This is a genomic window from Oryzibacillus soli (genome assembly GCF_051594765.1).
Taxonomy (GTDB): domain Bacteria; phylum Bacillota; class Bacilli; order Paenibacillales; family NBRC-103111; genus Paenibacillus_AR.
The window spans coordinates 182475-195877 of record NZ_JBPPGJ010000003.1; the positions used below are offsets into that span (position 1 = coordinate 182475).

General features: G+C 61.2%; 13 protein-coding genes. 6 read left to right on the forward strand and 7 right to left on the reverse strand.

Annotation, left to right across the window (positions count from 1 at the left end; all coding sequences use genetic code 11):
• Window positions 1–17: 17 nt before the first annotated feature.
• The 3 genes from ACSEXW_RS04975 to rlmN all read right to left on the reverse strand — a co-directional run bounded on the left by ACSEXW_RS04975 (window position 18) and on the right by rlmN (window position 2297).
• Complete coding sequence (locus ACSEXW_RS04975) at window positions 18–434, reverse strand: DUF3995 domain-containing protein (protein WP_438444998.1); 417 nt, start codon at window positions 432–434, stop codon at window positions 18–20.
• 14 nt (window positions 435–448) lie between these two features.
• A complete protein-coding gene (locus tag ACSEXW_RS04980) occupies window positions 449–1069 on the reverse strand; it encodes a TetR/AcrR family transcriptional regulator (protein ID WP_438444999.1) in 621 nt (206 codons plus the stop codon).
• A 163-nt stretch (window positions 1070–1232) separates the two neighbouring features.
• Window positions 1233–2297, reverse strand: coding sequence for a dual-specificity RNA methyltransferase RlmN (gene rlmN, locus ACSEXW_RS04985; protein WP_438445206.1), 1065 nt, complete (start codon window positions 2295–2297; stop codon window positions 1233–1235).
• Window positions 2298–2481: 184 nt separating this feature from the next.
• Here rlmN and ACSEXW_RS04990 point away from each other — a divergent pair, with 184 nt between their 5' ends.
• Window positions 2482–2808 carry a thioredoxin family protein gene (locus ACSEXW_RS04990; protein ID WP_438445000.1) on the forward strand — a complete coding sequence of 109 codons (327 nt, stop codon included), beginning with the start codon at window positions 2482–2484 and terminating at the stop codon, window positions 2806–2808.
• Window positions 2809–2910: 102 nt separating this feature from the next.
• Entirely contained in the window at window positions 2911–3786 is an 876-nt protein-coding gene (gene nudC, locus ACSEXW_RS04995) for an NAD(+) diphosphatase (RefSeq protein WP_438445001.1), read from the forward strand.
• A gap of 65 nt (window positions 3787–3851) precedes the next feature.
• Here nudC and ACSEXW_RS05000 read toward each other — a convergent pair whose 3' ends face one another.
• Window positions 3852–4712 (reverse strand): ChbG/HpnK family deacetylase, encoded by an 861-nt coding sequence (locus ACSEXW_RS05000; RefSeq protein WP_438445002.1) that lies wholly within the window; start codon window positions 4710–4712, stop codon window positions 3852–3854.
• A gap of 252 nt (window positions 4713–4964) precedes the next feature.
• Here ACSEXW_RS05000 and thrC point away from each other — a divergent pair, with 252 nt between their 5' ends.
• Window positions 4965–6353 carry a threonine synthase gene (gene thrC, locus ACSEXW_RS05005; protein ID WP_438445003.1) on the forward strand — a complete coding sequence of 463 codons (1389 nt, stop codon included), beginning with the start codon at window positions 4965–4967 and terminating at the stop codon, window positions 6351–6353.
• A gap of 76 nt (window positions 6354–6429) precedes the next feature.
• Window positions 6430–7986: an ABC-F family ATP-binding cassette domain-containing protein gene (locus ACSEXW_RS05010; RefSeq protein WP_438445004.1), complete on the forward strand. Its 1557-nt coding sequence runs from the start codon at window positions 6430–6432 to the stop codon at window positions 7984–7986.
• A gap of 270 nt (window positions 7987–8256) precedes the next feature.
• Here the strand turns inward: ACSEXW_RS05010 and ACSEXW_RS05015 are convergent, their stop codons facing one another.
• Entirely contained in the window at window positions 8257–9006 is a 750-nt protein-coding gene (locus ACSEXW_RS05015) for a hypothetical protein (RefSeq protein WP_438445005.1), read from the reverse strand.
• A gap of 210 nt (window positions 9007–9216) precedes the next feature.
• Between ACSEXW_RS05015 and ACSEXW_RS05020 the strand changes: the two genes are divergently transcribed.
• Window positions 9217–10323, forward strand: a complete 1107-nt coding sequence (locus ACSEXW_RS05020; RefSeq protein WP_438445006.1) for a GIY-YIG nuclease family protein — start codon at window positions 9217–9219, stop codon at window positions 10321–10323.
• A 107-nt stretch (window positions 10324–10430) separates the two neighbouring features.
• On the opposite strand, the gene ACSEXW_RS05025 is transcribed toward ACSEXW_RS05020, so the two are convergent.
• The gene (locus ACSEXW_RS05025; RefSeq protein WP_438445007.1) at window positions 10431–11297 is read right to left on the reverse strand and encodes an SDR family oxidoreductase; all 867 of its coding nucleotides are present in this window, start codon (window positions 11295–11297) and stop codon (window positions 10431–10433) included.
• A 156-nt stretch (window positions 11298–11453) separates the two neighbouring features.
• Window positions 11454–11870, reverse strand: a complete 417-nt coding sequence (locus ACSEXW_RS05030; RefSeq protein WP_438445008.1) for an Rrf2 family transcriptional regulator — start codon at window positions 11868–11870, stop codon at window positions 11454–11456.
• Between the two features lie 213 nt (window positions 11871–12083).
• Between ACSEXW_RS05030 and ACSEXW_RS05035 the strand changes: the two genes are divergently transcribed.
• A complete protein-coding gene (locus tag ACSEXW_RS05035; protein WP_438445009.1) occupies window positions 12084–13385 on the forward strand; it encodes an Nramp family divalent metal transporter in 1302 nt (433 codons plus the stop codon).
• The last annotated feature ends 18 nt before the right edge of the window (window positions 13386–13403 follow it).

The window sequence follows — 13403 nt, forward strand, 5'->3', positions numbered from 1 at the left end:
TAAATGCACATGTGGACTTACAAGGCGGCCAAGCCGAAGATCAGTGCAAGCGCCAGGCATAACGGACTGTAAAACCACGTGTCGTTGCGGGCGAACAACGAATGCCGGATCCGCTTGAAGAAGCCCAAGTACCGGAAGTCGCCGACCGCCCGAATCAGGAAAACCCCCGCCGCCGCAAGGCACCCCCAGCGGGTGAGTCCCCCCGCTTCCCAGAACGGCAGCCGCCCTCCTTGGGCCAGCAGCAACAGGGCCAGGAACGCGGTTCCCACAGCCACTGTCAGCGTCTCGGGCATCCGGGGGCGGAACAGGGGACCGCCTCCCGGCTTTTGCGGCAGCGCCGCCATACCGCCCCAGCTTCCCCCGAACGCCCAGTACACATGGATCAAGCTGACCACGCCCAACGCTGTCACGGCACACCCGATCAGAACACTCATGCGGTGAACCCTCCCTAGTCCTGTTTATCTTCCCCCGTCCGTTCATTCGTGCTGCCCATCCCGTGCCAGATGACCTCCAGCTGCTCTCCAAAGATCTGGGAAGCCGTCCTCTCCTGCCCCTCTGGCTGCTGAGACCAGGCGATCAGGGCATTGAAATACAGGCCGGTCAACACCTGAGCCATCACCGCCGGCTCCCAGCGCGAATGGAAAGTGCCCGCTTCCAATGCCTCTCTGATCATCGCCTGCAGACCGGCCTGAAGACGGGCGATATTCGAGGCCTCCTCCTGCAGGAGCAGGGAGGAACGCATCGTTTCGGCCAAGGTGTATTTCATCAACTCGGCGTGCTCCCCATACAGCTCCAGCAGTCCGTCGAACAGAAGCCCGAGCCGATCCTTCAGCTCCATGCCCCGGTGCTTCGCCACCAGCTCCTCCAGCTTCTCCAGCTGCATGGCCCCCAGATGCAGGAGCACATGCTCCTTCTTCGGAAAGTAGTTGAAGAAGGTTCCTTTGGCCACCCCGCATTCGGCCACGATCTCATCCACCGTTACATTCTCATAGCCCTTCCGGTGGAACAGCTCCACCGCCTTCAGGAACATCTGCTCCTTAAGCTCCCTCTTCCGGGTTTCCCGGAGCATGGAACGCACCTCCTTATCATCAATAATGACTATAGTCATTATCTGACTATAGTCATTATAATCTAGCTGTTTTCTTCTTTCAACTGTCCGTTTCCTGCTCATCCTGAGACCTATCAAAAAAAGGGCCGCGCCCTTTTACAGACCAGCCCTTGCAACCTTGCTATTATCCTTGCGCGTTCCTCATCTGCTTGCTCCGCAGCTGGCCGCAGGCGGCGTCAATGTCCGCCCCGTGCTCCACCCGGATGGTCGTATTGATGCCACTCTTCTTCAGAATGTCAAAGAAGTCCAGCACCGACTCCTTGGCGCTGCGCTGGTACTGACCGTGCTCGTCCACCGGGTTGTACGGGATCAGGTTCACACTGATGTGCCGCTTCCGGTCCCCGATGAGCTCGGCCAGCTCCGCCGCCTCCTCCGTATGGTCGTTCACGTCCCGGAGCAGGATGTATTCCAGCGCCACGCGCTGGTTGGTCCGCTGGATGAAGTAGTCGATGGCCTCCATCAGGCGCTCGAGGGGAATGCCCCGGTTGATCTTCATGATCCGGGAGCGGAGCTCATTGTTCGGCGCATGAAGGGAGATGGCCAGGTTCACCCGGAGGTCCGCATCGGCGAACTCCCGGATTTTGTCCGCGAGACCGCTGGTCGATACGGTAATGTGCTTGGGTCCGATGGACAGCCCCTTGCGGTTCATGACCGTAGCCAGGAAGTTCATCAGGTTCCCGTAGTTGTCGAAGGGCTCCCCGATGCCCATCACCACGATATGGGTGACGCGCTCGCCTTGGCCCTTGCTGTCCAGGTAACGCTGGACCATCATGATCTGGCCCGTAATCTCTCCGCTGTCCAAGTCCCGGCTCTTGGCCAGAAGGCCGCTGGCGCAGAAGCTGCAGCCGATGTTGCAGCCCACCTGGGTGGTGACGCAGACGGTCAGTCCGAACTTCTGGCGCATGAGCACCGTCTCGATCAGGTTGCCGTCCGGAAGCCGGAACAGGAACTTGACGGTGCCGTCCTGGGCCTCCTGGGCGATATGCTCGGCGAGCGGCTGGAGCACCAGGTGCTCCTCCAGAAGCCGGACCACCTCGGGCAGCACCTCCTCCATCTCCGCGAAGGAGGAGACCCGGTCCAGATACAGGTACTCCCAGATGCGGGACGCCCGGGAGGGCTTGTGCCCCTGCTCCGTCAGCCAGCTCCGGAGCTGCTCCCGGGTGAAGCTATATATAGAAGGTTTGTTCATCGTCGAATCGAATCCTCTTTTCCCCACCGTGCTTCCTCCCATTGTCCCATTATTGATTCCGGAACACAAGCTCGGGAGGCCCGGCTCCCGCCTCTGCTGCGGCTTAGCGGCGTTTCATTGGCAGACGGGTCCGGGATGGTGTATTCTATTTAGAACAATTATAGTTGAAAGCGAGGAATTATCAATGGAACGCATCGAATCCCAAGAGCAGTACCGCAATCTGATCCAACGCGACGGCCTGACCGTCATCAAGTTCGATACCACCTGGTGCCCGGACTGCAAGAACCTGGACCGCTTCATCGGCGCCGTAGTGGAGAAGCATCCGGACAAGGAGTTCTACGCTATGGACGCGGAGCAGTTCCAGCCCATCGCAGAGGAGAACGTAGTCCGTGGCATCCCGAGCCTGTTGGTCTTCAAGAATGGCGAGAAGATCGCCCACCTCCACAGCAAGTTCGCCAAGACGCCCGCCCAGATTGAAGAGTACCTGACCACTCTCGTGAGCCAGCCGTAAGGACTGCACTTAAGCGTATGTTCGCATTGCCAGCCTTTCGCCGATCTGCTATTCTAAGGAAAAAAATCCGCCTCCCCGGCGGAACGGACGGAAGGTCTGCACATGCTTAATCCAAGAGAAAGCATCTATGAACAATATATCCCCGCCGTAAATCCCGACCCGGAGTACGGCGGGGGTTCTTATTGGTTCGTCTTCAGCGGCGGCAAAATGCTCGTCCGCTCGACGGAAGGCGGCCCGGTGAGCCTGCCGCTGGCCGGTAGGCTGGAGGAGCTGGAGCTTCCCGGCGTGCAGGAGCACGGGGCCCAAGCTCCGCTGTACCTGGGCACCTGGGAGGGTGTCCCCGCCTACACGGTCCAGATCGCACCCGAAGCCGAGGCTCCTGCCGGCGGCAGCTTCACGCTGCTGCGGGCCCTGTACGGCAGCTTCGACGAGGGCTTGTTCCACCTAGCGGGACGCGCTTATCAGATCGCCGACTGGGATGCAAGCCGCCGGTTCTGCAGCCGCTGCGCCACCCCGATGGAGCATCTGGCCACAGAACGGGCCAAGAAGTGCCCCGCCTGCGGCTTCACCACTTATCCGCCGGTGTCTCCGGCCGTCATTACGGCCATCATGAAGGGCCGGCAGATCCTGCTGGCGCATGCGAAGCACTTCCCGAACAACATGCACAGTCTGATCGCCGGCTTCGTAGAGCCCGGGGAGACCCTGGAGGATGCCGTCCAGCGGGAGATCCGCGAGGAGGTGGGGCTCCAGGTCCGCAACATCCGGTACTTCGGCAGCCAGCAGTGGCCCTTCCCCAATTCGCTCATGATCGGCTTCATCGCCGAATACGAGAGCGGCGAGATCGCCGTGGACGGCGAGGAGATCGTAGCCGCGGACTGGTTCGAGCCGGAGTCCCTTCCCGAGCTGCCGAACCACATCAGCATCGCCCGCAAGATCATCGACTGGGTTGTATCGCAAGCAGCCGAAGCCGGCCGGTAAGGTACGGCCGATAGCCCATCCGGGAAGCCGGATGGGCTATTTATTATGATGCTGGCGCCTTCCGCTTAGAACTGCCGGGCGGACTCCCGGACATCCCTCCAGGAGATCAGACGGACCCCCGCTTGTAGGAGCGCGCCTCGAACCTCGGGGTCCTGCACCAGCCGGTACTCCCATTCCCGCTCCCGCCCAGCCTCCTCCTCGGGTTCCCCCGACGGGAGGGACGGGTGGACGGTCCATTGCGTGATCCCGGGCTTCACCTCCTGCAGCAGGCCGAGCATACGCCGCTTCGCCCCGGCATAATCCACGCCGGACTCCAGGCGGTAGGGCAAGCTGATGATGCCGTCGATCAGGGGAATTCCCCGGGCGCGGGCGGCAGCGATACGGGCGGCGAATCGGGCCCGGTCCCCCGCGTCGAACAGCGGATGCTCCGCCATTCCCGCCGGCAGCAAAAAAGGCAGTCCATACACTTCACACAGCTCCAGCACGATGTCTAAATAATCTCTGCCGGTCGCTAGCCCCAGCACGCTGCCCTCATGGCTGTCCAAGTGAGAGGGCTTCACCCCCAGGTCCAGCACGGCCCGGATCTGGGCATCGAGCTCCAGCCGGACCTCCTCCGGGTCCGCCGTTCTCTCGAGAACTCCCGCATTCCGATGGAAGAAGCCCTCCTCATCCGTCAGCGTCCGCAGGTCGCGGGACCGGTACACCGGCGCAAGCCGCAGCTGGCCGACCCCGGTCAAGGTCAGGTGAACCCCGATGCTTCCGAGTCCCTGCCGGACACATGCCTCTGCCGCGGCTTCCACCGTTCGGCCTGGCGCCATAAGCGAAGCCGACGTCACGGCCCCCTCGCGGAGCAGCTCCAGGATAGCCGCATTGGCCCCTTCCGATAGACCGAGGTCATCGGCATTCACGATCAGTTGTTTCTCCATTTCATCCCATCCTCCGTTTTATAGACAAAAAGACGCCGACACGATAAGCCGTGTCGGCGCCTTTCTTTTTTCCGGTTCATCACCGGATTCAGGGTCATTATACACCCGATTTGCTTCTTGTAAAGGGGGGGTGGCGGCGTCCTGGCCGAAAAATACTTTTATCACCGAATACCTATACGGAAAGTTCCTTTTGTCAACCGGGCGGCGTTTACGTTACAATAGGAGTAATTTTATCGAATAAGGAGATTCGTTATGAAGTACATCAGCACGCGGGGCAAAGTCCCCCCCATAGGCTTCATCGACGCGATTCTTATGGGATTGGCCGACGACGGCGGTCTGCTCGTACCCGAGCGCATTCCCCAGGTGTCCGCCGACACCCTGCAGAAGTGGCAGCGGCTGTCGTACCAGGAGCTGGCTCTGGAGATCTTCACCCTGTATGTGGACCAAGACATTCCGCGGGATGAGCTGAAGCAGCTGGTTGACGACAGCTACGCCACCTTCCGCCATGAGGATGTCACCCCGGTGCGCCGGATCCGCAACGATCTTCACGTTCTGGAGCTGTTCCACGGTCCGACCTTCGCCTTCAAGGACGTGGCTCTGCAGTTCCTGGGCAACCTCTATTCCTACGTCTCCCGCAAGCGGAACTCCATCATTCATATCGTCGGCGCCACCTCCGGCGATACCGGAGCCTCGGCCATCGAGGGCGTCCGCGGCAAGGAAGGCATCAAGATCTGCATCCTGCATCCCCACGGCAAGGTCAGCCGGGTGCAGGAGCTTCAGATGACCACGGTGGACGATGCCAACGTGCTTAACCTCGCCGTCGAAGGCACCTTCGACGACTGCCAGCGCATCATCAAGGAGCTGTTCGCGGATGTGGACTTCAAGCACCAGTACCACCTGCGCGCCATCAACTCCATCAATATCGCCCGGATCCTGGCCCAGACGGTGTATTACTTCTTCGCCTACTTCCAGTTGGCCAACCACGGGCATACCGGTCCCGCCAATTTCAGCGTGCCGACCGGCAACTTCGGCGACATCTTCGCCGGCTATCTGGCCAAGGCCATGGGGCTTCCCGTCGGCAAGCTGATCCTGGCTACCAACGAGAACAACATCCTGGCCCACTTCGTGAACGAGGGCGTCTACCAGCCCGGCGAGTTCAAGAGCACCCACAGCCCGTCCATGGACATCCAGGTGGCCAGCAACTTCGAGCGTTACCTGTACTACCTCTACGGCGGGGACGCCGCCAAGGTGGCCGCGCTTATGGACGAGTTCAAGGCCCAAGGTCGCGTCATCGTGCCGGCTGACGTGCTGGAGCGTGTGCAGGAGACCTTCGCCGCCTATGCCGTCGGCAACGAGGAATGCCTGAACGTCATCGGCGACTACTACGCCAAGTATGACTACCTGCTGGATCCCCACACCGCCTGCGGCGTTGCCGCTTCGGACCGTGTGGCCGGCGACGGGGAAGTCACCGTGGCTCTCTCCACGGCCCACCCGGCCAAGTTCGACGAGTCCATCCGCCTGCGGGAGATCACCCAGACCTATCCGCGGGAGATCCAAGCCTTGTTCGACAAGGCACAGCATCAAACGGTCGTTGGCGGAACCAACGAGGACGTGAAGAGCCGGCTGGTTGCTTTCTTCTAATAGCATGAATCCGAGCTATCCCGCGATGGGGTAGCCTTTTTTCCGAATCATACTCACTCACGAAAGGTGCCGGGATATGAGCATTCTGAACGTAGAGCGGTTAAGCCACGGCTTCGGCGACCGCGCCATCTTCAATAACGTTTCCTTCCGCCTCTTAAAGGGCGAGCACATCGGGCTCATCGGCGCCAATGGCGAAGGCAAGTCCACCTTCATGAACATCATTACGGGCAAGCTTCAGCCGGACGAGGGCAAGGTCGAATGGTCCAAGCGCATGCGCGTCGGCTATCTGGACCAGCACGCCGTGCTGCAGAAGGGCATGACGATCCGCGACGTGCTGAAGGGCGCCTTCCAATACCTGTTCGATATGGAGCAGGAGATGAACGACATGTACGGCCGCATGGGCGAGGTGTCCCCGGAGGAGCTGGAGCAGCTCCTGGAGGAGGTCGGCACGATCCAGGATACGCTGACCGCTCAGGACTTCTACCTGATCGACGCCAAGATCGAGGAGACCGCTCGGGGTCTGGGCCTGACCGACATCGGCCTGGACAAGGACGTCAACGACCTCTCCGGCGGACAGCGGACCAAGGTGCTCCTGGCCAAGCTGCTGCTGGAGAAGCCGGACATTCTGCTCCTCGACGAGCCCACCAACTATCTGGACGAGCAGCACATCGAGTGGCTGAAGCGCTACCTGCAGGAGTATGAGAATGCGTTCATTCTGATCTCCCACGACATTCCTTTCCTGAACAGCGTCATCAACCTGATCTACCATATGGAGAACCAGGAGCTGAACCGCTACGTCGGCGACTATGACAAGTTCATGGAAGTCTACGACATGAAAAAACAGCAGTTGGAGTCCGCCTACAAGCGCCAGCAGCAGGAGATTGCGGACCTGAAGGATTTTGTGGCCCGGAACAAGGCCAGTGTGGCCACCCGGAATATGGCCATGTCCCGCCAGAAGAAGCTCGATAAGATGGACGTCATCGAGCTGGCGAAGGAGAAGCCGAAGCCGCAGTTCAACTTCAAGGAGGCCCGCGCCTCCGGCAAGATGATCTTCGAGACCACGCAGCTGGTCATCGGCTATGACGAACCGCTGTCGCGGCCGCTGGACCTGCGCATGGAGCGCGGGCAGAAGATCGCCCTGGTCGGCGCCAACGGCATCGGCAAGACGACTCTGCTGCGGAGCCTGCTGGGCGAGATCCAGCCGCTGGGCGGCTCGGTGGAGCGCGGGGATTACCTGCACATCGGCTACTTCGAGCAGGAGATGAAGGATGCGGGCGGCAACACCTGCATCGAGGAGGTCTGGGGCGCGTTCCCCGGCTTCACCCAGTTCGAGGTGCGGGCGGCGCTGGCCAAGTGCGGCCTGACCACCAAACACATCGAGTCGAAGATCGCGGTTTTGAGCGGCGGCGAGAAGGCCAAGGTGCGGCTGTGCAAGCTTATCAACCGCGAGACCAACCTGCTGGTGCTTGACGAGCCCACCAACCACCTGGACGTGGACGCCAAGGACGAGCTGAAGCGCGCGCTGAGGGCGTACAAGGGCAGCATCCTGCTCATCTCCCACGAACCGGAGTTTTACCGGGATGTGGTGACGGAGGTCTGGAACTGCGAGTCCTGGACCACGAAGGTGTTCTAGGACAGGACCGTAGGGCGAGCAGGAACGAATCGACCCGTGTAACGGGACCCGGGGCGGTATGCCTGCGGGTCCTGTTTGTGCTGGTTGGGCGGGAGTAGGTATGTGGACGAAATCCAATGAAACCGAAGAAGCCGACGCTCCCTTCAACGGGAGTGTCGGCTTTCTACGCTTCAGGCGGTTGAGCCCGCCCTGCCGGGACCGGACCGACAAACTCGTGTGGTCCGCGCTAGGACAGGGCTCTCTTCATCGCCTGGAGATTACGGCCGCGAATTATTGGGCCGCTTGGGTGCCTGCCGCAGTTGGGGTGCCTGCTGCACCTTGTGTACCGCGGGGACCGCCATGACCCACATGACCGCCGCCGTGGCCCATGAAGCCCATGAGGTCGCTATCCTTAGTACCGATCTGCGCCTTCAGCTCATCGACGGTGATGCCCTTCTCCGCAGCCAGTGCCTCCAGCTTCGCCTGGCGCTGAGCTTCCATCTGCGCCTTCAGCTCGTCTACGGTGATGCCCTTCTCAGCGGCCAGTGCCTCCAGCTTCGCCTGGTGCTGAGCTTCCATCTGCGCCTTCAGCTCGTCTACGGTGATGCCCTTCTCGGCGGCCAGCGCGTCAAGGTTCTTGCCGCCGCCCCGTTTACCGCCGAGGTCGCCCTTCTGGCCGGCCTTCAGATCGCCCTTCATGCCGCCCTTCTGGCCGTGCTGCTGCTCCATCTGCGCCTTCAGCTCATCGACGGTGATGCCCTTCTCGGCAGCCAGCTCTTCCAGCTTCGCCTGACGATCGGCGTCCAGCTGAGCCTTCAGCTCGTCTACCGTGATGCCCTTGGCAGCTGCCTGGGCTTCCAGGTTCTTGCCGCCGCCGCGCTTGCCGCCGAAGTCGCCCTTCTGGGTAACGGCCGGTGCCGGGGTGGCGCCGGTGGATGCGGTAGGGGACGTCGCATCTGCGGCGAATACGGAGGTTACGGCTCCGAGGGCGAATACGGCACCTAAGGTTGTGGCGATCACTTTTTTGTTCATCTGCATCATGGTTCATTCCTCCTGAGTGGTTGTCGTTTATGATGATGGATTGTTGTGCTTCCTGCTTACAAGACCATCTTAACCCGCCCAGTTGAATTCTCCCTGACCGCAGCCTGAACATCCGCTTAATAGATAGATCTTCCTGTCTCTCTCTACCTCCCGCCGTCCCTCTTCCTATGATACGATAGAGTTAACGATAACGAGGAGGTGAGCTGCACCATGACGCTTCCGCCCGTGCTAGCCGGCAAGCTTCGCTCCCTGCCCCAATCTCCCGGCGTATACCTGATGAAGGACGGCGCCGGCAACATCATCTACGTAGGCAAGTCCAAGAACCTGAAGAACCGGGTCTCCTCCTACTTCCACGATACCAAGTCCCACACGCCCAAGACCAAGAGACTCGTCGGGCATATCCGGGATCTGGAGCTCCGTCTGACGGATACGGAATTCGAGGCCTTCATGCTGGAGTGCCAGCTCATCAAGGAATACAAGCCCATGTACAACCGCAAGATGAAAATGCCCCAGTCCTACACCTACATCGCCCTGGAGCTGTCCCAAGGATTGCGGGCCGTGGCGGCGGCCGCCGCACCCGGCGAACGGGAGGACACGCTGTACTACGGCCCCTACACCAGCCGCCGCACCGTGGAGCGGGCCATCCACAGCATCCAGGAGCACCACCGGATTCTGTGCAGCAGCCCCGCCAGCGCCCAACGGGCTTGCCTGAACCATGCCATCGGCCTCTGCAGAGGGATGTGTCTGGGCGGACAAGCCTGGGAGGATTACCGGGCCATTATGGAGCAGATTGCCGCCTTCCTCGATGGGGGCGACAGCGGACTGCTGGAGGAGATGGAGAGGAGCATGCAGGACGCGGCGGAGACGCTGGACTTCGAGAAGGCGGCCAAGCTCCGGGATGCCATCGGCACGGTGTCCTTCCTCCGGCACCGGGAGCAGGTCATCCGGTTTACCGAGGAGAGCCACCGGGTCGCCGTAGTCGAAGAGCTGCAGGAAGGGATCCTGAAGCTCTTCCTGATCCAGCGGAACCGGATCCTTCACCGGGAAAAGCTGGACTCCGCAGACCTGCTCCCCTCCGGTGTCCATGCAGCCGTCAAGCACGCCATCCGAAGCGTCTTCCGCGCCGAAGCCCGCCTGCCTGAACGGGAGATTACCCGCGATGAGGTGGATGAAGCCCAGATCATCCACAGCTATCTGAACGGCGGCTCCTGCCGGCACCTGGTGCTGGCGGCGGAATGGCTCTTTGCCGACGGGGACCACCCGGACCTGGATGCCGCTCTTCATTCCCTGTTGGATGTACCGCCGCATGGACCATGAGTCCTTATCCGTAGTACTTATCCGCAGTCCCCATAATAGCCCAAAAAGCTGTCCCATGGCCGGGTCTCCGGCCTATAGGGACAGCTTTTGCCGTTATGTGGCGAGGGTTATGCCTTCAGGCCGTTCACCAGCTGGCGGAGCCCCTCGTCCAGCGGAGTGGCCGGGCGGCCAAGCAGCTTCTCCAGATCGCCGCTCGGAACATCCAAGGCCCCGTCCCGGATGGCGCTCTGGATCGCCGTCACGAGCTGAACCACCGGTTCCGGCAATCCGGCCTGCTTCATGATGACCGCATAAGCGGCATCGTCCACCTGCTGCACCGGCACCTCACGGCCCAGCACCCCGGCCAATGCGGCGGCCAGCTCCTCTTGGGTGCGCAGCGGGCCGGAGAGCTCATAGACGGTGTTCTCGTGGCCCTTGCCGGCCAACACCGCCGCAGCCGCCTCCGCATAATCGCGGCGGGGGGTCCAGCCCGTCCGGCCGCTGCCCGCGGAGGTCAGCCAAGGCGCGCCCGCCAGTACAGCCTGGATGGTGCCGGCCTCATTCTCCAGATACCAGTTGTTCCGGAGGAAGGAGTACGGAATGCCGGAGGACCGGATGGCCTCCTCCGTCACCCGGTGCACCTCGGCCAGGAACAGGGTGCTCTCCGGAGCATTAGGCGCGCTCGTGTAAGCGAGGAAGCCGACTCCGGCGCGCTTGGCAGCCTCCACGGCGGCGGTATGCTGCCGGATCCGAGTCTCGGTGTCCCCGTCGGCGGAGATCAAGAGGAGCCGGTCCACGCCGGCGAAGGCGGCATCCAGACTGTCCGGCCGGTCGAAATCTCCATACCGGACCTCCACGCCGCGGGCACGAAGAGACTCCGCCTTCTCCGGAACCCGTACGCTTACCGCCAGTTCCGCGGCCGGGACACTGCGCAACAGCGCCTCCACCGCGAGAGAGCCCAGCTTGCCGGTTGCACCTGTAACTAATAATTTCATGATAAAATTCCTCCTCTGAATGAATGTTGGGGTTATTCCAGACTGCGTAGTAACCGAATTGGTTACAACGTGATTAATAAAAAAGCTCCGAAGAGCTCTTGTTACCAAAGGTACCTCGTTACTTGCCGGACCAGCACCTGCGGCAAACCGAAGAAGCTACTTGAACTTCTCCGCCAGACTCTGCAGTGTCACCTGCGCCAGCCGCCGCTCCATGGCCCGCTGGGCCTCCGCCAGCTCCTCGCGCAGGGCGGATTCGATGTTCCGCCCGATGGGGCATTGGGGATTGGCCTCCTCGTGGATATGGAACAGCTCATCATCATCGATGACCTCCACCGCTCGATACACGTCGAGAAGCGTAATCTCCCCGGGCGCCCTCCTCAGCGCGGCGCCGCCCACCCCGGGCCGGACATCCACCAGGCCGGCCTTCTTCAGCATGCCCATGATCCTCCGGATAATGACCGGATTCGTGTTGACGCTGCCCGCAATATAGTCGCCGGTGCTCTCGGACGGACTCGCGGCGATGACCGATAGAATATGGACCGCCACGGAGAATCTGCTGCTGATCTTCTTCATTCTGCCATCACCACCCCGTTGTAACCATTATGGTTACTTGACATGCATCTGTCAAGAACCTTTTTTCACAAGCCCGCTTCTTGAAAAAAGGAAACTCTCCCATCCCGTTTCAGTGGTACGTTTAGAGTCTTTTGTCATATAATCATCGTATAAGTTGTATACGGGCAAAAGATTTGTTCACACGCAATCATTCGACGAAAGGGGATGCGGAACATGAATGAGCTCACTACCGCCAAGTCTGCGGTCCCCACCTCCCTCGCCCTGGGCAAAACCGAGCGGGCCATGTGGGAATCCGTCACCGGCCAGCGCAAGGGCCTGAAGGCCTTGCTGCCTTTTTTGGGCCCGGCGTTTATCGCGTCTATCGCCTATATTGATCCCGGCAACTTCGCCACCAACATCCAGAGCGGCTCCCAGTTCGGCTACAAGCTGCTGTGGGTCGTGGTCCTGGCCAATCTGATGGCCATGCTGTTCCAGAATATGTCCGCCAAGGTTGGCATCGCCACGGGCCACAACCTGCCGGAGCTGTGCCAGATTTACTTCCCCAAGTGGATCAACTACATCATGTGGGTGGTCTCCGAGATCGCGGCCATGGCAACGGATCTGGCAGAGTTCCTCGGCGCAACCATCGGCCTGAACCTGCTGTTCGGCCTGCCGATGTTCTACGCGGCGCTGCTCACCGGCTTGACCACCTACCTGATCCTGATGCTGGAGCGCTACGGCTTCCGCCCGATGGAGAAGTTCATCGCCGGCTTCGCGCTTGCGATTGGCGGCTGCTACATCGTAGAGACGGTGCTGTCCAAGCCGAGCTTCGGCCAGATCGTCCACCACAGCCTGGTGCCCTGGCTGGGCGGCAGCAGCAGCGCCCTGCTTGCCGTCGGCGTCGTCGGAGCCACCGTCATGCCTCATGCCATCTATCTGCACTCCGGCCTGACCCAGAACCGGATCCGCCCCCGCCATGACGCGGACGCGCTCCGCATTCAGAAGTTCAACCGGCGGGAGACGGTCATCGCCATGAGCTTCGCCGGCTTCGTCAATCTGGCCATGATGTATATGGCCGCATCCGTATTCCATGCCACCGGGAACGAGCAGGTGGGAGATATCCAGACCGCCTATCAGACGCTGACCCCGCTCCTGGGCTCGGCCTCCGCAGCCTTCTTCCTCGTCTCCCTGCTGGCCTCGGGCATCTCCAGCTCCGTCGTAGGAACCATGGCCGGCCAAGTGATCATGCAGGGCTTCGTCGGGTTTACCATCCCCCTGTGGGTCCGGCGGCTCGTGACCATGCTGCCGACCCTCATCATCATCGCCCTCGGCATCGATTCCACCCGGACCCTGGTCATCAGCCAGGTGGTGCTGAGCCTGGTGCTGCCTTTTCCCATCCTGTCGCTGATCTACTTCTCCAGCCGCAAGCCGCTGATGGGCGTTCTGGCCAACCGCCGGCCCATTACGGTGATCGCCTCCGTCTGCGCGGGAGTGATCCTGCTCCTGAACCTGTGGCTCATCCTCCAGAGCTTCTAGCTCTACCGGCCGGACCGC